Source organism: Roseofilum halophilum BLCC-M91, assembly GCF_030068445.1.
Taxonomy (GTDB): Bacteria; Cyanobacteriota; Cyanobacteriia; order Cyanobacteriales; family Desertifilaceae; genus Roseofilum; species Roseofilum halophilum.
The window spans coordinates 1-19,302 of record NZ_JAQPOK010000142.1; the positions used below are offsets into that span (position 1 = coordinate 1).

The window sequence follows — 19,302 nt, forward strand, 5'->3', positions numbered from 1 at the left end:
CAGCAGTTTTCGCTGCTATGCGGTACATTTCGATCCCCCCAACCCCCCTTAAAAAGGGGGGCAGTAAAAGTCCCCCTTTTTAAGGGGGATTTAGGGGGATCTTTTCTGACTGTACCTCATTACCGCGCGAAGCGCTGTATGAGGGGAGATGGGGGGATGGGGGGGTTCTAGCCTCGTTTCATAATATCAATGACCCATTCAATTAAAACTTAAAATTGGCATCTAGACCGGGTAGCGGTTTATGCAGCAGTCGCAGAAGGACAGAATGCCCTACCGCCCTATATTTGATATTAATTGCGGCATTTTCATCCCTGTTTTTTAGAAGTCCGCCCTAAAATTCTACATCTTCACCCGGTTCCGGAGCTGCTCCACCTACCCCGATTTGGGTATTGTAAATGGTCGCTTCTGTAATCGTCAGGTCTTCCATCTTGGCTTCCGTAACATCGACTTCAATCAGAGATGCACGGGTAAAATTAACGTCAACCAGATTCGCGTCATGTAAACTGGCTTGATTGAGGAAAGCATCCGTAAGGTTAGCGCCTTCCAGATTAGCACCGGTCAGATCTGCGCCTTCTAAGTTCGCTTCGGTCAAATTGGCATCTGATAAATCCGCATTGCGTAAGTCTGCACCAATCAGATGTTGTACACTTAAATCTGCACCAGAGAGGTCACATCCCATGCAAGCGCGAGTTTCCAGCAGTTGTTGAACGTGATGGGGATTTTCAGCTTTAGCCGGACTGAACCATAGAAGAGGAGTAAATAAGGCTAAAACGGCTGCATTGGTAAGTTTCATATTTTCTGCCTCCCACACTGGTGTATAGATCGGATGTTATGGTTATGAGTATAGGCAAATCCTTGAAGAATTTCTTCCTCCAGGTGGAGGATTTACAGTTCATTCCTGTGGAGGATGTGCGATCGCCTTAGCTATGGTATAATTATTTAGCTAGTTACTGAAGCTAAAACATCCATTCTAAACCAATACTGATTCGACTATCTTTGCGATCGCTGGAATTCTGCTTTTCAATCTCCGTTCCTAACCGCCACTGCTCAGTTAAAGCATAACCCATCGAGAGGGTCGTTAAACCAATTTCTGTGCCACTTCCTGGATTGACAAAGGTTTGCGAGAGGGATAAATCTGTACCGCCTCCCCGTGAGGGAATCAGGATCAGGCGCACCCCTAAGTTAACTCCTCCTCTTGAATAGTCCGGAGTTCCCAGATGGTGATAGCCTAAGACAGGCGCTACGTTAAAGTATCCACCTAGGGGTAGTAAATGATAATGAATATCCAGGGATAGGTGCGATCGCTCACCCCCAAACGATCCCTCATACCCCCCACTCACACTTAACCCCGTTTTCCCCACCCACCAATCTTCCAACCCCAGATGAAACCCCCCCAGATGATCTGAGGACGGAAACTGGGAATATCCGAACTTGAGTCGGGTGGGAAGACTCGGATCGCTTTGGATCTCCTCTAGTACATTCGGCACTTCCTCTTGCCAACGTTGTAAGACTGGAGACTCTTCTAAAACCTCTGGCGGCACATCAACCGCATCAGCATAGGCGGCAATTTCCAGCCCCCATAATCCCACGACTGACCCCAGGATGAGATAGAGGAGAGATTTTGCCCTCTCCCTATATCCCTCTCCCACAGGAGAGGGACTTCTACTCCCCTTCTCCTGCGGGAGAAGGCTTGTCCTGAGCGAAGCCGAAGGGGGCTGGGGGATGAGGGGCAACCGTTGATAACTCATTTGAAAACGCTACATACTCTTTCAACCCAAGAAAAAGGGTCTGCCAATCCTGACAGAACCCTTTGACCTCATGAAAACAATCACATTAAAGGACAGCGCCTTCCATCTGAGTCGTATCAACCGGCTTCATGAAATACAGTTTGATGAACTGCACGCCATTAGACAGGAAGTGGGGAAGCTTTTGCAGAGGTTTCAAGAACTTGGGACTGCTAGAAGCATCAATTTCCCGCAATTTCTTATTGTTCTCGACGCAAATATCCAAATATTCATAGAATTTGGGATTCTCTACGTCTAACATAACCGGGAATACCCGACCCGCCGTTTCATTGGTTTTCTGAATCACGTAAATATCATATTCACGAGCATCCAAACCAATAGACGCATAGAAATCTGACCGTTGAATATCGTTCAGGAACATGGTCGCAAACACCGACAACAGGAAGAAGCGACTCCACAGTTTAGCTTTCCAATCGTTCAGGATTTGGGGCTGAGACTTCATAATGGCATCAAAGAAATCACCATGGCGGTTTTCATCCTGACACCAATTTTCAAAGAAGCGGAAGATGGGATAAATTCTATCTTCAGGGTGTTGTTCTAAATGGCGATAGATGGTGATATAGCGCCAGTAGCCAATTTTCTCAGACAAGTAGGTGGCGTAGAAAATAAACTTAGGCTTGAAGAAGGTATAACTGCGACTTTTCGTCAAAAAGCCCAAATCTAGGGAGAGATTAAAGTCAGACATGGCTTTATTCAAAAATCCAGCATGACGAGCTTCGTCACGGGACATTAAATTAAAGCATTCTGCTAAAACTGGGCTTTTACCCTTGAGGCGACGGCCTAGTTCTTTATAGAGTAAGAAACCGGAAAACTCCGCCGTGCAAGAGCGTTCTAGAAATTCTACAAATAACCGACGAGTTTCACCATCAATACGATCCCAGGATTGGTTAAATTCCTCGTCGCGAACAAAGTGATGGCGATTATAATCTGTTCTGAATTCTTCCAGAATGGCTTGTAATTCTGCTTCATTCACAGAGATGTCCATGTTAGCCATCTCATCAAAATCCGTGGTGTAGAATCGAGGAGTGAGGATCGTTTCCTTAGCCGGAACTTTTACGCCGGGACGGATTTCTTGAAAAACGGTTTTTTCAGCCGAGCTTACCATAGGTCTTTAACAATTGGTTTTGAGTTATGAGCGCTTCCCTTAAGGGGGTTTGGATCTCCGGTGAAGGAGGAATTTAAAGCATCTAGGGTCTTAGTCTAACAAGGTCTGAGGCAGCGATCGCCATTTTCATGTTAAGAGTTGCAACAATATTGTTACATTTCTTAATTTTCCTCAATCTTGGATATACTCAGTACCGTGAATGAGGGCAAACTCCGCCCGCATCAACTCCCGTCCCAGATACGCCGCATGATCGAACATCGTCACCGCGCCAGGAGAATCGGTTTCAAAGAGTTTCACACAGAGTTCCTTCGCCGTTCGCGCCGTGTAAACTTGACTGGCAGTGCGTTCCACTTTCCCTTTCGCAGGAATTACTTCTCCAGTTTCCGGATCGGCCGCTAGACCGCGATCGTTAATAATATTAGTAAAATGCTTGGCACAAATCAGCCGAGCCTCTCGATCCAGGTAAATAATATAATACCCGCCCGGATCGAGAGCAATATCTCGTTTCGAGAGTTGGTCATCAATGGCAGTAATCTCTTGGGCAATGTCAGTCATAACTTTAAGATGGATTATTGAGTTTCTTCACCCATAACCCGATCTAGTGTAAGATTTCTGGGGAACGGATTCCAAGGAAAATAAAGATTTAGGGCAGGCAACTACTACACAAATATCCAAATATCCATAGATAAGGGGATTTTCAGGTGGCGCAAGCAAAACCAACTATTTTAGTAACCGGTGGAGCAGGCTATATTGGCTCCCATGCTGTATTAGCCTTGAAACAGGCCGACTATGAGGTGATTATTCTAGATAATCTCAGCTATGGCCATCAAGATTTAGTTGAAAATGTTCTCAAAGTCCCTTTAATTGTTGGGGATATTGGCGATCGCCTCCTGCTCGATCAAATCTTCCAAACCTATCCTATCGCGGCGGTGATGCACTTTGCCGCCTTTATTGCCGTGGGGGAGTCCGTGCAAAAACCGGGCATGTACTACAGCAATAACGTTCATGGCACATTAACCCTACTCGAAGCCATGTTAGCCGCAAATGTCAATCAGTTAGTCTTCTCTTCCACTTGCGCCATTTACGGAGAACCCCAAACCCTCCCTATCCCCGAAGATCATCCCCAAAATCCCATGAGTCCCTACGCTGCAAGCAAGGCCATGGTAGAGCGGATTTTAACCGATTTCGATCGCGCCTATGGCTTAAAATCCGTCCGTTTTCGCTATTTTAACGCGGCTGGAGCCGAACCCGGAGGCTTATTGGGCGAAGATCATCATCCGGAAACCCATTTGATTCCCTTGGCACTACACACCGCTTTAGGAAAACGAGAATCGTTGTCCATTTTCGGTACAGATTATAATACCGAAGACGGAACCTGTCTGCGAGATTACATCCATGTGGTGGATTTAGCGGCTGCCCATGTGCTGGGTTTAGAGTACCTGTTAAACGGGGGCGAAAGTGAAGTATTTAATCTCGGTAATGGCAATGGCTTTTCCGTCAGACAAGTGATTGAAACTGCTCGCCAAGTGACTGGATGTGAAATTAAAGCCATTGAGTGCGATCGCCGGCCCGGAGATACCCCTATATTAGTGGGTAGTAGCGACAAAGCCAGAACTCTCCTCAACTGGAATCCCCTCTATCCGGATGTAGAAACCATTATTCGCCATGCCTGGCAATGGCATCAGTCGAGGCATGGAATAGGGAATCAGGAATAGGGCATCAGGAATCGGACATTTCTGCGTGTCTCCCAGTCCCTCCATCCCCCTACCTTATCAACATCTGTTGACCCCTACAGTGTCACCTTAAACCTAGCTCAATCTCTTAACAAGCACCTGTCCGACGTAAAACCACATGAATGGTTTTCCAAATCAGTTCTAAATCGTAGAGAGGAGTCCAGAGAGACTGGTATTCTAAATCCAAACTCACAATATCCTCAAAATTCTTCACTAAAGAGCGTCCCTTCACCTGCCACTGTCCGGTTAAACCCGGCTTCACATCCAAGCGTCTCCAATGATGGGGTTTGTAGCGAATCACTTCCTCATGGATGGGGGGGCGAGTCCCGACTAAGCTCATTTCTCCCAGCAACACATTCCAGAATTGGGGAAACTCATCTAAACTGGTTTTGCGTAAAAAGTTCCCCACCTTAGTCACGCGGGGATCGGAATCATTTTTGAAAATCAGACCCTTGGCGCGATTTTCCACCTTGGCTTTGAGCAGATCGGCATTCATGACCATCGAGCGAAACTTATAAATCGTAAAGGGCTTACCATGAAGTCCATAGCGACGCTGACTGAAGAAAATCGGCCCAGGACTATCAAGTTTAATAGCAATGGCGATCGGGATAAAGATCAGAGCTAGAATCAGTAAACCTACTAGACTGCCGACAATATCGATGCCCCGTTTAATCGGACAATCCGTGGAAGGATGGTTAGGTCTTGGTAAAACTGATACTAACTCCCAGCTTGAGCCGAGGGAATAATTGCTGTTCATAAGGCAATATAGGTGAGGAACTTATGGAACTTGATGCTGGCTATGTTTAAGATACTTCCATACTAAGTCAACCCTTTGAGCGTTGTGTAGGGCTAAGACTGAAGCTTGTTGAAATCTTTAAAATAGTGGCCCTATTCCATCAGTTATATGAAGTTTTGATGAAGTTAGGTTAGGAACTAACGATAGGATTTATACTGAAAGATAGATCCAATAAATGTAACAATGAATCTGAAAAGGTTAGTGGATTGATGAAACGAGCGATCGCCGAAAGGTCAATTCTTTCGAGTTCATGGCATCCCTAGTCAATCCCTAAACGATCTGAATCTATCTTGGGTCGGATGCATCTTCTTGGCAAGAAGTAATGGGATAACCGTTGCCACCTAGAGTTAATGCACTTAAACTAGGTTTGTTTCGGAATATATCCGAATGATCCATGGCTATCGAGCCAAATGTCCCATTCTCCGTCATAACATCTTGTGAACTTCACCGACTACGATCGCAAATGGATAGCAATAATCTAAACTGCTACCAATCTTCTCCTTCCCCAAAAGCTGGCTCGACTTCACATCCTGGAGTTCATGCCGTTCAGGGGAATCCCACACATAACCCATCTCATACTCGCAAACTTGGTCAAACGGTGTTAGAGGTGTCCGATCTCGATCCCTTGAGTCAATTGAAATCAGGAAAATTGTTGATGGTCAATAAGAGCCGTCGCAATGGACTGATCGTCTATAAACGCTATCATGCAGAATTTGCTGGCCCTGGGGCTGCTGTAGGTGGAAACTGTGATTCAGATTGTCATGGGTTCTTACCTGTGGGCAATCTGGATCTCGTATCTCCAGACAATTGGGAGGAGCGAAGGCAGGCTTATTTAATTCGCCTTCAATGGATTCGCTTTACCCACCAATTTACAGAGCAAACCATCCCTCTCAATCGGGCGCAAAAGATTCTTCAGCATTTTGAAGCATTTTTCGGCGCTAAAACCTTGTCCACCATACCTGATGAGGCTTTATCATTGATGGTGGGCGTTTTTCCAGAGACGATCCATGAAGCTCGATTGCTCAGTTGAACGTCAGTTAGGGATGGCAACTGAGGCAAAAAGGCTGTTGAGTCTTTGGTACGTGCGTTGATTTTCGTCGGGGTTGCCAATCGTAATCCGTAACCCTCCTCCGGTATGACGAATGAGAGTGCCTTGGGCTTTTAGGCGATCGCCGATTTCTTGATGAGTGAGTTGGGCTGTAGAATGTAGGCGAGCGTAGAGAAAATTCGCTGCACTGGGCCAAACGTTCAGTTGAGAAATTTGATTTAATCTCTCTTTGAGATGTTCTCTCTCTTGCAACAGTGGGTCAATGGCGCTGAGAAGGGGTTGACGATTTTGAAGTACCAACAGGGCCGCAAGCTGGGAGAAGGTGGGTAAGTTATAAGGGAGGCGGACTTTTTCTAGAGCCTCAATAAATTCAGGGTGACCAATGGCATAACCGACGCGATGGGAGGCTAACCGAAAAGCTTTGGAAAAGGTGCGTAATATCACCCAATTGGGGTGTCGATCAAATTCAGGCACGAGGGTATGCTGACTAAATTCAAAATAGGCTTCGTCAATGACGACCAAAATCTCTGGAGGCAGTTGTTCTAACCACTGGATTTCTTGAGTTGTGAGGGGGTTACCGGTGGGGGAGTTAGGATGTACCATAAACACGACCCGAATCGGAGGACGAGGGGAGTCTATGGCGTTTTGAGCCGCTTGCAGATCGGTTTCAAAGGTTTGGGAATCGCGATCGACAGTAACGACAGGAATCCCCAGGGTTTGGGCTAAAATCCCATACATGGAGAAGGTGGGATTAGCGGTTAAAATCCCGGCGCTCTCACCTAAACAAGTAGCCATCAGGATCGAGCGAATCAGTTCATCGGAGCCATTTCCTAGGCAAATTTGAGCAGAGGAAAGGGCCGATTCTGGTGTGAGCTGGGCCGATTCATTCACATATTGGGCGATCGCCTCTTTTAATTGATGATGACTGCCATCTGGATAGCGATTCGCCTCCAGGGGATGCAGATAGAGTTGGGCTAATTTCTGTTTCAGCTCTTTAGGTAAATCGTTAGCGCTTTCATTGGTATCGAGTCGATCCAACACTGGGGAATGACTTGCCGCATCTCCGGTGATGCTTCCTGGATGGGGTTTATAGGCACTCAGTTGGGCGATCGCCGGACGAATGAAAGACAACATAGACTTAACTAACTCAGAAGTAGCGGTGAAGATGGGATCAGCATATCAAATTTTATAGCCCTGGTAATGGGTAATGGGTAATGGGTAATGGGCAGAAGGGTAATGGTAAAACCACTATTCTTGAAGAAATGTAGGGTGGGCAGGAGAAGAGGGCGATTCTTTTAAGATACAAGGGGCGGGTTTACAAAGGTTATTGGTGGGATGTCTAAGTGGTTGGTGAACCCGCCCCTACGATGACTGCCTACCCTACGATGACTTAAAATTGAGAATTGTCAACATTCGGATTATTCCCACCCGGTCGATTCCCCCGACGATTCCCTGGGCCATTGGAAAAGCGATCGCGTCTTTCATCCATCATCTCAGCAAACTGTTGCCTTTGGCTCGCATCGAGAACATTACGAATTTCCATCATGCTCTCAAAACGAAGACTCCCCATTTGTTGAGCCAATTGTTGGATCTGCTGATGTTGGGCCCGAACTTGGCTCTCATTAGCATTTCCCGTCATTAAATTCCGGAACTGCTCATGAGCTTGCTTCATCGCCTCTCGACCTTGTTCCAATTGGGGTTGATAGCGCTCTCGAATCGCTTGAATTTGCTGTTGCTGTTGTTCAGACAGATTCAACTGTTGCATCAATCCCCCATTGGGCCCGCCCTGGCCGCGGCCTCCTCGTTGAGCAACCCTCGTACCCTGACCCTCCCAATTCCCACGGGGTCTAGCTTCAGCCATTCCCCCACCGATAACCAACAAGGCGAAGGTCACCGCACAAACACGAGCAATATTCATAGGTTTAACCGACATCATTTTGAGATACCTCTAAGATTGAATAAACAACTAATTTGTTGATGGGGAATCTTCCCATAGAAACCACGGATCTTCGACAGAGGAAGAGGTTTGACCGATCCCTTGCCAAGTGTCTTGTAAAAATCGATCCAATGACGCGATTTCTGCTTCCGATAGGGGTTGGTTTGCCAGTTGTGTAGACCAGCGAGCATATCCACCGATCGCCAAAACCAGACTCGCGGCGATCGCCCCGAAAACCCAAACCTTTCTCCTGCTGCGGGTCACCGTCTGTTCAGGAGTAAGGCGCTGAATGTCTTGCACAATCTGCTCTTCCAGACCCATTGCCTCCGGTGGAGGACAAGGCCGGTATTGATGCAGAAACTCAACCAGGCGATCGTCTTTTTCAGCGTCACCCGGTGAAGAGTGAGGATCGATCGGCTTCATAATTGCACTCCCTGTTCTTCCAAAAACTTACGCATGGCAGTTCGACCATGAAATAGCCTGGATTTCACTGTCCCCACAGGGATCTGTAAAACCTGGGCAATCTCCTTTTGCGGCAGATCTTCCAAATCATGCAAAACCAGAACCGTGCGGTGTTCCCAAGTCAATTGTTCTAGACCCCGACGCACCACATCTTGGTAATGAAGTTGCATTAAATCCGATGTGTCTTCAGACACAGACAAAAGATCCACATTCAAGGACAATTGATTTTGTTTAGCCAATTGTCGCCGTCGATCCGAGGCTACATTACAAGTAATGCGGTAGAGCCAAGTGGAAAACTTGGCCGTTTTCCGGAACTTGGGTAGTCCTTTCCAGGCTCGTAAAAACACCTCCTGAACCAAATCATCCAAGTGAGACGGCCCACAGAGTTGATAGAGGGTAGAGCGAACCTGGGATTGATAACGGCGATATAATGGGCGATAGCTCTGGGGATCTCCGTGAAGACATTGATGGACTAATTGTGAGTCATTCTCTAAGGCTTCTGACCCACCGCTTAGGTGAGTCCCCCAAAGATGAGCTAATCTAGCAGCCACTAAACCCGTTCCTCGTCATTGGTGATTTCTGTATATTTAGACTGTGGGGAGGGACAGAAGGTTCAATCGGGTCAGTGATAAATTTAAATTCTAGAGATTTAAATTCTAGATAAAATGAAAGATTACAAATCACCCATCTTGTCTAACCCCTAATTTTATATGGATCTACTAGAGTATCAGGCTAAGGAATTATTTGCGGAGATTGGCATTCCTATCTTGCCGTCTCAGTGCATCAACCATCCGGCTGACTTGAAAGGATTGAAGATTCCCTATCCCGTGGTCTTAAAATCTCAAGTGCGTGCTGGAGGTCGGGGTCGGGCCGGAGGGGTGAAATTTGCGGAAAATACGATTGATGCGGTGGCAGCGGCCCAGGCGATCGTCAATTTACCGATTATGGGCGATTATCCAGATGTGATTTTGGCAGAAGCTAAATACAATGCCGATCGCGAATTGTATTTAGCAGTCGTTTTGGATACCCATGCGAGACGGCCAGTGCTGTTAGGCTCCAACAAAGGCGGTGTCGATCTCGATGCGGTGATGGAACACATGCAAGTGGTGGTGGTGGATCAGGGCTTTTCACCGTTTTATGCTCGCCGTTTGGTGTTGAGGATGGGACTCCAGGGGCGATTAATTCAATCCGTCAGCCAGATTATTGAAAAAATGTATCGGTTGTTTGTGGATAAAGATCTGGATCTGGTGGAAATTAATCCGTTGGGCGTGAGTCCCGATGGTAGTGTGATGGCTTTAGATGGTAAGGTAACGGTGAATGACGAGGCCTTAAACCGCCATCGAGGTTGGGTGGAATTGTGGATTAAAAATGATTCTGGCTTCATTGATCCGCTTCCATTGACCTCAGCCAAGAATGGCGATCGCCCCCCGGAAGGAGATGGGGTTCAAAGTTTGGGCTTCCATCAGATGGATTTAGAAGGCAGTATAGGCGTGTTATCCAATGGGACAGGATTGATGATGGCCACCCTGGATTTAATCTATAGTAGCGGCGGCCATCCAGCCCGGTGTTTAGATATTGCTGGGGACTTTCAAGGGGGATGGCTGGCCGATCAACTCTGCGATCGGATCGAGCGCGGATTAGAATTGGTACTCGATCAGGAAGATGTAGAGATTTTGTTGGTGAATTTGGTAAGCAGCTTAACGCCGAGCGATCGGATTGTGGAAGTGATCGTGAAAGGATTAGAGCGGCGATCTCGATCAGTGCCTAACTCTAATGTTCCCGTTATTCTGAGGCTGGTTGGCGATCCTTTGAGTCCGGAGATTGAAGAGCGGTTAGCTCAGTTTCAAATTACCTGGATAGAAGACCTAGAAGCAGCCATTAAAGCGGCTTTGGTTCCCAGTCAATAGTAAGTGTTCCCTCAAACAAGTGCCCTAATTACCCATGAACTTTAGTCATACTCAAAAAGTGTTAGTCCAAGGAATTACCCAGGCTTTAGGACGAGTCCATGCCCGGTTAATGAAAGAGTATGGCACGAATGTGGTGGCGGGAGTGAGTGCAGGAGAAGGGGGACAAGATATTGAAGGCATTCCCACGTTTGATTTGGTGGAAGAGGCGGTTCATCGGGTGGAGGGGATTGATACTTCGTTAATTTTTGTACCGCCCTATGAAATGCTCGATGCGGCCCTAGAGGCGATCGCGGCTGGAATTCGCCATCTGATTTTAATTCCCTCTGGAATGCCTCCCCTGGATATGGTGAAGTTGTTGCGAAAAGCCGAAGTCACGGAAACTTTAGTCTTGGGGCCCAATTGTCCGGGGATTATTGTCCCCGGTCAAGTGCTACTGGGAACCCATCCCAGCCAATGTTATACTCCCGGCCGCATTGGTCTGATTAGTTGCGCCGATACTCTGACCTATCAGGTGGCTTTAGAGTTAAGCAAGGCCGGATTTGGTCAATCTGTAGGCGTGGGTTTAGGTCGAGAAACCATTTTAGGGTCTTCGTTTGCCCAATGGTTACAGATTTTAGAAGAAGATGAGCAAACTGATGCGATCGTTTTGGTCGGTGAGATTGATGGTTTAGGGGGCGAGGAACAAGCGGCCGAATATATCATCGAAGCGATTGATAAACCGGTGGTCGCTTATTTAGCGGGTCAACGTGCCCCCCAACCCCGGCGTAAGGGCCATGCAGCGACCTTAATTGCTTCCCGGTTATTGGTCACAGAGATGAAAGCGGGACGGGGTTCGATGGTGAGTAAAGATATCAGCGATCGCAAGTTAGAAGCGTTTAAATCGGGTAAAATTCCTGTGGCTGAGAAACCGGCGGATATTCCCAGGTTACTCAAGACTAAATTAAAACGGACTTCACCCGCAAAAAACACGAAGAAGTCATAAGCGATCGTGGGGCTTGAGCGATCGCCAGAGAAAAAGGTGAGCGAATAGTTACACTTTTGGAAACACTACTGCCAAATCTGAGTCCCAGAGGCTAGGCTGATAGTTAAGTTTTAGATTAAGGATTATGGAAAAAGAACTGGCAATCCGTACCTCTGGACTGACCAAGCAATTTGACCGCCATATCGCAGTCAATGACTTAGATTTAGAAGTCGGACTCGGTGAAGTCTACGGTTTAATTGGCCCCAATGGTGCAGGGAAAACAACCTTAATTCGCATGTTAGCAGCAGCCGAAGAACCGACTACAGGGGAAATTTATATTAACGGCGATCGCCTCCTCCGAGACCATTCTAACCCCACCCTGAAACGGCGCATTGGTTATCTACCGGACGATTTCCCCGTGTATGACGACCTCACGGTTTGGGATTATTTAGACTATTTTGCCCGCTTATATCAACTCAAAGACCCCCGCCGTCGGCAACGCCTCTATGATGTGCTAGAACTGGTACAACTGGGAAATAAGCGCAATAGTCAGATTTTCACCCTCTCGCGGGGGATGAAACAACGGCTTTCCCTAGCCCGAACCATTATCCATGAACCCATTGTGTTATTGCTCGATGAACCGGTATCAGGATTAGACCCCATTGCGCGAAGGCAGTTTCGGGAAATTATCAAAGCTCTCCAAGAAGCGGGAATGACGGTTTTAATTTCTTCCCATGTTCTCAGTGACTTGGCGGAACTCTGTACATCTGTGGGTATCATGGAACTGGGCTATTTAGTCGAAAGCACAAGCCTAAAAGATTTGTATCAGCGCCTAAGTCGCCAACAAATCTCGATCGCCACCCTGGGATCTCAAGATGCCCTGATCACAGAACTGAAACACTTTCCCCAGGTGGACGGATGGGAAAGCCTCTCATCGGGACATTTGCGGGTTAACTTTAACGGAACCCCAGAAGAAAGCGCCCAGTTGTTGCGATCGCTCGTGGGTGCTAATTTACCCGTAACTGAGTTTTACTCGACTCAGGAAGATTTAGAAACCATCTTCCTGAAACTCGGTCATAAGCAAGCATCTTAATCTAAGGACGAACATCTGTAACTGGATATGCAGATATCTATCTGTAGCATTTTCAAATGAGTTATCAACGGTTGCCCTCATCCCCCAGCCCCTTCTCCCGTGGGAGAAGGGGAGCAAAAGTCCCTCTCCCGTGGGAGAGGGATATAGGGAGAGGGCATTCCCGGTTCACGTCTCCCATGAAAATGCTAGATATAGCGTTTTTAACTGAGTCATGTTCAGGTCGGCGATCGCCGCAACGGTTGCCCTCATCCCCCAGCCCCTTCTCCCACGGGAGAAGGGGAGCAGAAGTCCCTCTCCCTTGGGAGAGGGATATAGGGAGAGGGCATTCCCGGTTCACGTCTCAAATGAAAACGCTATATACAGATTTCAACCCTGTGCCCTCTGTAAAGGATATATGAAGATGAGACTAGATTTAATGAACATTATTGGGGAAATTAACCCCCAACTATTCCGAGAAGTCAAAGGTCGGTTTAAGACTCGGAATATCATGGTGGCTGGTGGTATGTCTTTATTTACCCAAGTCTTGGTACTCTTTGGCTTCCTGAATGAATTACCCACTCGCCATAGTGAATATCACCGCTACTGTACTGGAGGCAACCCAAAATACTACTATGAAGAGTTTCGTTGTTTGATCGATCCGTTGGGTCATCTCGAAATCAACTGGCAACTGTGGTGGTCAGATGTCTTTGTCTGGTTAACCGTGGTCGGCATATTTGCCCTATTAGTAGGCGGAACCTATTTAATTATTAGTGACCTTGACCGAGAAGAGCGCAAGGGAACCCTGAATTTTATTCGCCTGAGTCCCCAATCTACCCAGAAAATTCTCTTAGGTAAACTTCTAGGGGCCCCTAGCTTACTCTATTTGGGCTGTTTCCTAGCTTTTCCCCTTCATCTGTGGGCAGCGCTTAATCTGCATATGTCCCTAGGATTATTGGCCCTCTATTATGGAGTGCTATTGGCTTGTAGCGCCTTCTTTTTCAGTGGTGCCATCCTGTTGGGTTTAGTGAGCCATTGGATGGGTGGATTTCAAGCTTGGTTGGGCGGTGCTTTGGTGACGGCGTTTCTGTTTTTCACTGCCTTGATGCGGGTCGAAGATGCGCCCATTGATGCCCTGAAATTGGTTTCGCCGTCTAGTTTAATCCCCTATATGATTGGGGAAAAATGGTTGGGTAATATTCAGCTCTTTAATTACGATCTTATCGATTTACTCAAGCATTCCATGGAGTGGCACTGGTTTGTGTTGCCCATTGGCCAGACGGCGATCGGCTTAAGTTTAGCCATGGTAGTAACTTGTGGGGTATGGACGGCCTGGAATTGGCTGGTGATCGATCGCTGTTTCCGCAATCCGAATCAGACTCTAATCAGCAAAAAACAGTCGTTTTGGTTAACCGGATGTTTCAGCGTGTTTACCCTGGGTTTGGCTCCCCATGGATATGAGTTTGATAATCTCTATGTGCTGCTTGTGTTCAACCTGATTTTCTTTGCTGGATTAATGGCGGCTTTGTCTCCCCAAAGACAGGTTTGTGTAGATTGGGCCCGGTATCGCCATATGTCGGCAACTCGCCATCAAGGACTATTACAAGACCTGATGTCTGGGGAGAAAAGTCCAGCTCTTTTGGCGATCGCCTTAAATTTGCTCGAAGCTCAGTTAATCATTCTACCCTGGATCTTAATGTGGCCTGGCGGTACAGACGATATCCTCCATGGAATCTTTAACCTGGTATTGAGCTTTTCCGTCCTGCTCGTGTATGCCAGTGTTGCCCAACTGATTATGATGATGAAATCGAAGAAAAGCGGCATTTGGGCAACCGCAGCGATCGGTGGGGCAATTTCTCTACTCCCCTTAGCATTCCTGGTTCTCTCTGCCTATCCTGAAGAAGCACCCCTGCTCTGGATGTTTACCATCTTTCCCTGGGAAGCCCTCAACCATACATCAGCCCTTACAGTTATGGTCTCGGTGTTAACCCAATGGTCGGTTGTTGGTTTAGTCAGTACCCAATATGGGCGGCAACTGCGCCAAGCCGGTATTTCTGCCTCTAAAGCCTTGGGTCATGCCTAATCAGCGATCGAGAAGAATGGATTAAAGCACTTCCTGATTTTAATCTAGATTTTCATTTCCCCTAGCCCTTCCATCTGGGTAGGGGTTTTTCTTGATTATCCTGTAGGGGCGGGTTATACCTCAATATAGAATACCCACATATCAATTCTCTCAACCCGCCCCCACCCCACCGATCAACCCACCGGATCTGATGATTTCGATATGATGTTGGAGAAAATTGGTGGGGTCTCGATGTCGTGTTGGGCGGGTTCACAAAAGTGATTGGTGGTGTTCTGGTTATTGGTGAACCCGCCCCTACGAATCCCAATTGTTTCGGCTGTCGCCGACCTGAAAATTGTTAATTGTTAATTGTTAATTGTTAATTGATGTTACTTGAATTCGCCTTAATCATCCTAGTAGCGCTCCTCTTCTATTATCTGTTTATACGGATAAACCTGCCGGGATTATTAGGATTAGTAACCACGGGATTAATCATTGGCCCCAGTTTTCTTGATTGGGCCAGCGATCCGGTTTTAGCGCTCTTGAAAGAATTCAAAACTGTCGCCTTAATTGTCATTTTGATTCGCGCCGGGTTAGGCATTAACCGAGCGACCTTAAACACCATTGGCGGCCCAGCAATTCGCCTGAGTTTTATTCCCGGAATTATTGAAGGAACCACAATTTTATTTTTATCTCATTTTCTCTTAAATTTAACCTTGATTGAAGGGGGAATGCTGGGATTTATTTTAGCAGCCGTTTCCCCTGCGGTGGTTGTGCCGTCGATGCTGGAACTCAAGGATGCTGGTTGGGGAAAACAGAAGGAAGTGCCCACGTTAGTGTTAGCCGGTGCATCCGTCGATGATGTCTTTGCAATTACTATTTTCGGCGTTTTTGTCGGTTTAGCAACCGGTGAATCTTTGAATCTGACCCATGTATTAGTAAGTGTTCCCCTGGGAATTTTCGTCGGTGCAGCCATTGGGGTAGGGATTGGGTTTGGTCTAGTTTGGTTCTTTAAGCGCTATCATATCCGAGATACGAAAAAAGTAATTATTTTTACGATGATTGCGGTGTTGTTTTATGAATTTACCGAAGTTGATGCGGTGAAAAACCTGATTCCGATCGCCGGTTTGTTGGGAATTATGGCGATCGGCTTTGTCATCCTAGAAAAATATGATATACTCGCCCGTCGCCTAGCGGCTAAATTTGGTAAGGTTTGGGTGTTAGCGGAAATTCTGTTATTTGTCTATATTGGCACACAGGTAGACCTCAATCAAATCAGTGTGGAGGTGTTGGGAATTGGTGTATTGATGCTGTTTTTGGGCTTACTTGCTCGCAGTCTGGGGGTCTGGCTTTCCCTGCTCAAGTGCCATCTGAATACTAAAGAAAAGATCTTTTGCACGATCGCCTATTGGCCCAAAGCAACGGTACAAGCGGCCATTGGTGCAGTGCCCCTGAGTTTGTTTTATGACGGTAAAATGACCTCGATGACGGAAGCTACTGGACAGACAATTTTGGCGATCGCCGTTTTGAGTATCATGATCACTGCACCCTTGGGGGCGATCGGTATTCAATGGAGCGGGCCAAAACTTCTGAGCAAACCGTAATTCGTAAAATAAAAGTAGGGGCGATCGGCTGTTCGCCCCTACTCTACAGCCTTGGTTATTGATTTATTCAGGATTTTGGTGTAATCGGCGTTGGGTTGATGACATCAAAGCTCGATTAATCGGAAAACCAGGAACAGGCATCACCTGATATTTTCGTTCGGCTTCGAGTTCTTTGAGTTCGGTATAATCAACCCAGTGGATACAGTCTACGGGACAGGTATCGATCGCCTCTTGAATCAGCTCTTCTGGGTCTCCATCTTGCCGAATCACCCGCGATCGCCCATACTCGTCTTCAATATAAAACGTATTTCGGGCCACATGGGCGCAATGTTTGCACCCAATACAGGTTACCTCATCCACGTAAACCCCTTTCTGGCGCAGCATTCCCCCCAATTCGGGTTCAAATCCTGTCCGTTCCGGTTCATCCCGCCATACACCACCTAATTCAGGTTCTAGTCCACTGCGTTCTAAACCCTGATCCTCGGTTGAAAGGGGATAAAAATCATCCATTATGCACTCCAACGTTGCAGCACTAAGCGAATCGAACCATCCTCATTTTTTTGCTGTTCTGCCACTTGAAACCCTTGTTTGGCAGTCTCTTGCACCACCGTATGATAGGCGTAGCGCTGAGTAATTTTATTGATAAACCCTTGTACGGAAAGATTCTGCTGCCAGAATTGCATATCTGAAACCAATTCATAGTGTTGGCCATTCCAGCTAAAGCCGATATCGTAACCATTCTCTTGTTCAATCACCACTTCAGCGTCGTGAGTTTGCCCTTGATATCCGCGAACCGGACTAGGGCCAGATTTCCAATCCATCTCTAACTCACTTAAAGCAGTTTTCAGAGCCTGTAAATTGCGAATTTGAGTTTTAATTTGACTAAAGTGTGACATGGCAGGTTGTTTGGCGTAAAAATACAAAATACAGTTGACAAAATGATTACCACTGGCTAAATGTAGCCTGATTGGTGGTAACGTTCTGTTCCTGTTGCACTTGGGCAAAATACTCAGCCGTTGGTTCAACTTTGAGGACATGACCGAGTTGAGCTTCAATCGCTGCGGTCACTTCTGCACAAGATGATCCAACAATGCCAGTAACGGTTTCCTTTACCCGACCATCCGGGTAAATCACGAACTCTAGGGTTTCCATGTGAGTCTATCCCTGATAAACAAAGCCTATGGTTCTTGCTTAAAGGCATGAACTCAGCTTTTAACTGCATCATAATGATGCAAATCGTAACAAAAATTATGACACACCTGAAGTGTGTTCTCAATTATTGGTCAGTGTGACGCAAGTTTCTCAAATCGTCAAGAATCCTGATCTATAAGGCTTTGAAGGTTCACTGGGGAAGATATAAATCGTTATCATTTGTAATTCTTTCTCATGAGGGCGATGAGCGAAGGAAGGACGCGCCATGGTTGATAATGGAGGATTAGTCAGGTTCAAAAAATTGGTGTAACGATGATGAACAACCAAAATATTGGGGTGATGCGTGTTGGTGTTTTAGGTTTTGGCGGTTTGGGACAAGCTGCGGCAAAGGTTTTGGCTCCCAAAGGGGAAATGCGGTTAACGGCAGTGGCTGACCATAAGGGCTATGCTTACAATCTGGACGGCTTAGATGGGGATGCTTGCGCTCAGGTGTATGGCGATCGCCATACAGTAGGATATTTAGAGCCATGGGGAATCCTGAGCGACAATAGCATTGCCGACCTCATTCAACAGGCTTCTGCTGTAGACGGTTATTTTCTAGCCCTTCCTAACCTCCCCAATACCTTTATGGCCGATGTTGCTCGGCAGTTTATCGCCTCCGGTTGGCAAGGGGTGCTAGTCGATGCCCTCAAACGCACCAGTGCCGTAGAACAACTGCTAGAGCTGCGAGATGACCTGCAAAAAGCCGGAATTACCTACATGACTGGATGCGGTGCAACCCCTGGTTTGCTCACTGCTGCTGCTGCTCTAGCTGCCCAAAGTTATGCCGAAATTCACTCGTGTAAAATCACCTTTGGCGTAGGTATTGGCAACTGGGAAGCTTACCGGGCTACCATTCGCGAAGATATTGCCCATATGCCTGGCTATGATGTGGAGAAAGCCAGAGCGATGACGGATGCCGAAATCGAAGCGCTCCTGGATAAAACCAATGGCATTCTGGCCCTAGAAAACATGGAACACGCCGATGATATTATGCTCGAATTAGCTGGAATCTGCGATCGATCCTGCGTGTCCGTCGGTGGTATCGTTGATACCCGCAATCCCAAAAAACCCCTCAGCACCAACGTCCAACTCACCGGACGCACCTTTGAAGGCAAAACCTCCACCCATACCTTCACCCTAGGCGATGAAACCAGCATGGCTGCCAACGTTTGCGGGCCAGCCTTTGGCTATCTCAAAGCCGGAATGTCCTTCCATCGTCGCGGTATCCACGGACTCTTCACTGCGGCTGAAGTCATGCCCCAATTTGTCCGCTAGATCGAGATTTGCCCTCGTATCAAGTGGGTAGGGTGGGCAGTAGAGAAACCCCCCCTGCTTTTTAAGCAGGGGGTTTGGGGGCCGAGCATTCTTTGCTAGATTTCAAATGGCAATGAGACATGGTTGTAGGGGATTTCTGGCCGGAAATCCCCTACTCGTTCATTCTAAAACAAGACTTTTGCCTATTGCCTAGGGCGCAGCACTATACAGCGCTTCGCGCGGTAATGGGTAATGGGTAATGGGTAATGGGAAAACCATTTTTTACGCTAGAGTGCCCATTCTTCAGGCTTTTCATGGGACAACACTCTCAAGGAACATTTCGATTACTGTACCTCATAACATCGA

General features: G+C 47.0%; 20 protein-coding genes. 8 read left to right on the forward strand and 12 right to left on the reverse strand.

Annotation, left to right across the window (positions count from 1 at the left end):
* Window positions 1-331 precede the first annotated feature (331 nt).
* The 4 genes from PJF56_RS18295 to PJF56_RS18310 form a co-directional block, all read right to left on the reverse strand.
* Window positions 332-793: a pentapeptide repeat-containing protein gene (locus PJF56_RS18295; RefSeq protein ID WP_283764144.1), complete on the reverse strand. Its 462-nt coding sequence runs from the start codon at window positions 791-793 to the stop codon at window positions 332-334.
* 163 nt (window positions 794-956) lie between these two features.
* Entirely contained in the window at window positions 957-1,649 is a 693-nt protein-coding gene (locus PJF56_RS18300; RefSeq protein ID WP_283764145.1) for a hypothetical protein, read from the reverse strand.
* Between the two features lie 184 nt (window positions 1,650-1,833).
* Window positions 1,834-2,910 carry a magnesium-protoporphyrin IX monomethyl ester (oxidative) cyclase gene (gene acsF / locus PJF56_RS18305; protein ID WP_283764146.1) on the reverse strand — a complete coding sequence of 359 codons (1,077 nt, stop codon included), beginning with the start codon at window positions 2,908-2,910 and terminating at the stop codon, window positions 1,834-1,836.
* 171 nt (window positions 2,911-3,081) lie between these two features.
* Entirely contained in the window at window positions 3,082-3,465 is a 384-nt protein-coding gene (locus PJF56_RS18310; RefSeq protein WP_283764147.1) for a DUF4346 domain-containing protein, read from the reverse strand.
* 146 nt (window positions 3,466-3,611) lie between these two features.
* Here PJF56_RS18310 and galE point away from each other — a divergent pair, with 146 nt between their 5' ends.
* Window positions 3,612-4,625 (forward strand): UDP-glucose 4-epimerase GalE, encoded by a 1,014-nt coding sequence (gene galE / locus PJF56_RS18315; RefSeq protein ID WP_283764148.1) that lies wholly within the window; start codon window positions 3,612-3,614, stop codon window positions 4,623-4,625.
* Window positions 4,626-4,731: 106 nt separating this feature from the next.
* Here the strand turns inward: galE and PJF56_RS18320 are convergent, their stop codons facing one another.
* Window positions 4,732-5,400 (reverse strand): sugar transferase, encoded by a 669-nt coding sequence (locus PJF56_RS18320; RefSeq protein ID WP_283764149.1) that lies wholly within the window; start codon window positions 5,398-5,400, stop codon window positions 4,732-4,734.
* Between the two features lie 502 nt (window positions 5,401-5,902).
* On the opposite strand from PJF56_RS18320, the gene PJF56_RS18325 reads away from it, so the two are divergent.
* A complete protein-coding gene (locus PJF56_RS18325; protein WP_283764150.1) occupies window positions 5,903-6,469 on the forward strand; it encodes a hypothetical protein in 567 nt (188 codons plus the stop codon).
* Between the two features lie 3 nt (window positions 6,470-6,472).
* Here the strand turns inward: PJF56_RS18325 and PJF56_RS18330 are convergent, their stop codons facing one another.
* From PJF56_RS18330 to PJF56_RS18345, 4 genes are all read right to left on the reverse strand, one after another.
* On the reverse strand, window positions 6,473-7,621 hold the full coding sequence (locus PJF56_RS18330; protein WP_283764151.1) for a histidinol-phosphate transaminase: 1,149 nt from the start codon (window positions 7,619-7,621) through the stop codon (window positions 6,473-6,475).
* Between the two features lie 256 nt (window positions 7,622-7,877).
* The gene (locus PJF56_RS18335; RefSeq protein ID WP_430540898.1) at window positions 7,878-8,423 is read right to left on the reverse strand and encodes a Spy/CpxP family protein refolding chaperone; all 546 of its coding nucleotides are present in this window, start codon (window positions 8,421-8,423) and stop codon (window positions 7,878-7,880) included.
* Between the two features lie 30 nt (window positions 8,424-8,453).
* Entirely contained in the window at window positions 8,454-8,846 is a 393-nt protein-coding gene (locus PJF56_RS18340; RefSeq protein WP_283764153.1) for a hypothetical protein, read from the reverse strand.
* Window positions 8,843-9,436 (reverse strand): sigma-70 family RNA polymerase sigma factor, encoded by a 594-nt coding sequence (locus PJF56_RS18345; protein WP_283764154.1) that lies wholly within the window; start codon window positions 9,434-9,436, stop codon window positions 8,843-8,845. The genes PJF56_RS18340 and PJF56_RS18345 overlap by 4 nt, the downstream gene beginning before the upstream one ends.
* Before the next feature lie 159 nt (window positions 9,437-9,595).
* On the opposite strand from PJF56_RS18345, the gene PJF56_RS18350 reads away from it, so the two are divergent.
* The 5 genes from PJF56_RS18350 to PJF56_RS18370 all read left to right on the forward strand — a co-directional run bounded on the left by PJF56_RS18350 (window position 9,596) and on the right by PJF56_RS18370 (window position 16,488).
* Entirely contained in the window at window positions 9,596-10,792 is a 1,197-nt protein-coding gene (locus PJF56_RS18350) for an ATP-grasp domain-containing protein (protein WP_283764155.1), read from the forward strand.
* Window positions 10,793-10,826: 34 nt separating this feature from the next.
* On the forward strand, window positions 10,827-11,774 hold the full coding sequence (locus PJF56_RS18355) for a succinate--CoA ligase subunit alpha (RefSeq protein WP_283764156.1): 948 nt from the start codon (window positions 10,827-10,829) through the stop codon (window positions 11,772-11,774).
* Window positions 11,775-11,898: 124 nt separating this feature from the next.
* The gene (locus tag PJF56_RS18360) at window positions 11,899-12,846 is read left to right on the forward strand and encodes an ABC transporter ATP-binding protein (protein WP_283764157.1); all 948 of its coding nucleotides are present in this window, start codon (window positions 11,899-11,901) and stop codon (window positions 12,844-12,846) included.
* A 400-nt stretch (window positions 12,847-13,246) separates the two neighbouring features.
* Window positions 13,247-14,905, forward strand: a complete 1,659-nt coding sequence (locus tag PJF56_RS18365) for a hypothetical protein (protein ID WP_283764158.1) — start codon at window positions 13,247-13,249, stop codon at window positions 14,903-14,905.
* A gap of 365 nt (window positions 14,906-15,270) precedes the next feature.
* Window positions 15,271-16,488, forward strand: coding sequence for a cation:proton antiporter (locus PJF56_RS18370; protein WP_283764159.1), 1,218 nt, complete (start codon window positions 15,271-15,273; stop codon window positions 16,486-16,488).
* 63 nt (window positions 16,489-16,551) lie between these two features.
* Here the strand turns inward: PJF56_RS18370 and PJF56_RS18375 are convergent, their stop codons facing one another.
* From PJF56_RS18375 to PJF56_RS18385, 3 genes are read right to left on the reverse strand one after another with little or no spacing between them, the layout of a single operon-like run.
* Window positions 16,552-16,998, reverse strand: a complete 447-nt coding sequence (locus PJF56_RS18375; RefSeq protein ID WP_283764160.1) for a ferredoxin — start codon at window positions 16,996-16,998, stop codon at window positions 16,552-16,554.
* Window positions 16,998-17,384 (reverse strand): DUF1257 domain-containing protein, encoded by a 387-nt coding sequence (locus PJF56_RS18380; protein WP_283764161.1) that lies wholly within the window; start codon window positions 17,382-17,384, stop codon window positions 16,998-17,000. The genes PJF56_RS18375 and PJF56_RS18380 overlap by 1 nt, the downstream gene beginning before the upstream one ends.
* A 46-nt stretch (window positions 17,385-17,430) precedes the next feature.
* The gene (locus tag PJF56_RS18385) at window positions 17,431-17,640 is read right to left on the reverse strand and encodes a DUF2997 domain-containing protein (RefSeq protein WP_283764162.1); all 210 of its coding nucleotides are present in this window, start codon (window positions 17,638-17,640) and stop codon (window positions 17,431-17,433) included.
* A 312-nt stretch (window positions 17,641-17,952) separates the two neighbouring features.
* Between PJF56_RS18385 and bioU the strand changes: the two genes are divergently transcribed.
* On the forward strand, window positions 17,953-18,957 hold the full coding sequence (gene bioU, locus PJF56_RS18390; protein ID WP_283764163.1) for a (S)-8-amino-7-oxononanoate synthase BioU: 1,005 nt from the start codon (window positions 17,953-17,955) through the stop codon (window positions 18,955-18,957).
* The last annotated feature ends 345 nt before the right edge of the window (window positions 18,958-19,302 follow it).

What these genes read in the sequence shown, in the direction of transcription:
- PJF56_RS18295 (WP_283764144.1), bottom strand. Translation starts at nt 793, where the DNA reads ATGAAACTTACCAATGCAGCCGTTTTAGCCTTATTTACTCCTCTTCTA.
- acsF (WP_283764146.1), bottom strand. Translation starts at nt 2,910, where the DNA reads ATGGTAAGCTCGGCTGAAAAAACCGTTTTTCAAGAAATCCGTCCCGGC.
- PJF56_RS18310 (WP_283764147.1), bottom strand. Translation starts at nt 3,465, where the DNA reads ATGACTGACATTGCCCAAGAGATTACTGCCATTGATGACCAACTCTCG.
- PJF56_RS18320 (WP_283764149.1), bottom strand. Translation starts at nt 5,400, where the DNA reads ATGAACAGCAATTATTCCCTCGGCTCAAGCTGGGAGTTAGTATCAGTT.
- PJF56_RS18325 (WP_283764150.1), top strand. Translation starts at nt 5,903, where the DNA reads ATGGATAGCAATAATCTAAACTGCTACCAATCTTCTCCTTCCCCAAAA.
- PJF56_RS18330 (WP_283764151.1), bottom strand. Translation starts at nt 7,621, where the DNA reads ATGTTGTCTTTCATTCGTCCGGCGATCGCCCAACTGAGTGCCTATAAA.
- PJF56_RS18335 (WP_430540898.1), bottom strand. Translation starts at nt 8,423, where the DNA reads ATGATGTCGGTTAAACCTATGAATATTGCTCGTGTTTGTGCGGTGACC.
- PJF56_RS18340 (WP_283764153.1), bottom strand. Translation starts at nt 8,846, where the DNA reads ATGAAGCCGATCGATCCTCACTCTTCACCGGGTGACGCTGAAAAAGAC.
- PJF56_RS18350 (WP_283764155.1), top strand. Translation starts at nt 9,596, where the DNA reads ATGGATCTACTAGAGTATCAGGCTAAGGAATTATTTGCGGAGATTGGC.
- PJF56_RS18355 (WP_283764156.1), top strand. Translation starts at nt 10,827, where the DNA reads ATGAACTTTAGTCATACTCAAAAAGTGTTAGTCCAAGGAATTACCCAG.
- PJF56_RS18360 (WP_283764157.1), top strand. Translation starts at nt 11,899, where the DNA reads ATGGAAAAAGAACTGGCAATCCGTACCTCTGGACTGACCAAGCAATTT.
- PJF56_RS18365 (WP_283764158.1), top strand. Translation starts at nt 13,247, where the DNA reads ATGAGACTAGATTTAATGAACATTATTGGGGAAATTAACCCCCAACTA.
- PJF56_RS18370 (WP_283764159.1), top strand. Translation starts at nt 15,271, where the DNA reads ATGTTACTTGAATTCGCCTTAATCATCCTAGTAGCGCTCCTCTTCTAT.
- PJF56_RS18375 (WP_283764160.1), bottom strand. Translation starts at nt 16,998, where the DNA reads ATGGATGATTTTTATCCCCTTTCAACCGAGGATCAGGGTTTAGAACGC.
- PJF56_RS18380 (WP_283764161.1), bottom strand. Translation starts at nt 17,384, where the DNA reads ATGTCACACTTTAGTCAAATTAAAACTCAAATTCGCAATTTACAGGCT.
- PJF56_RS18385 (WP_283764162.1), bottom strand. Translation starts at nt 17,640, where the DNA reads ATGGAAACCCTAGAGTTCGTGATTTACCCGGATGGTCGGGTAAAGGAA.
- bioU (WP_283764163.1), top strand. Translation starts at nt 17,953, where the DNA reads ATGATGAACAACCAAAATATTGGGGTGATGCGTGTTGGTGTTTTAGGT.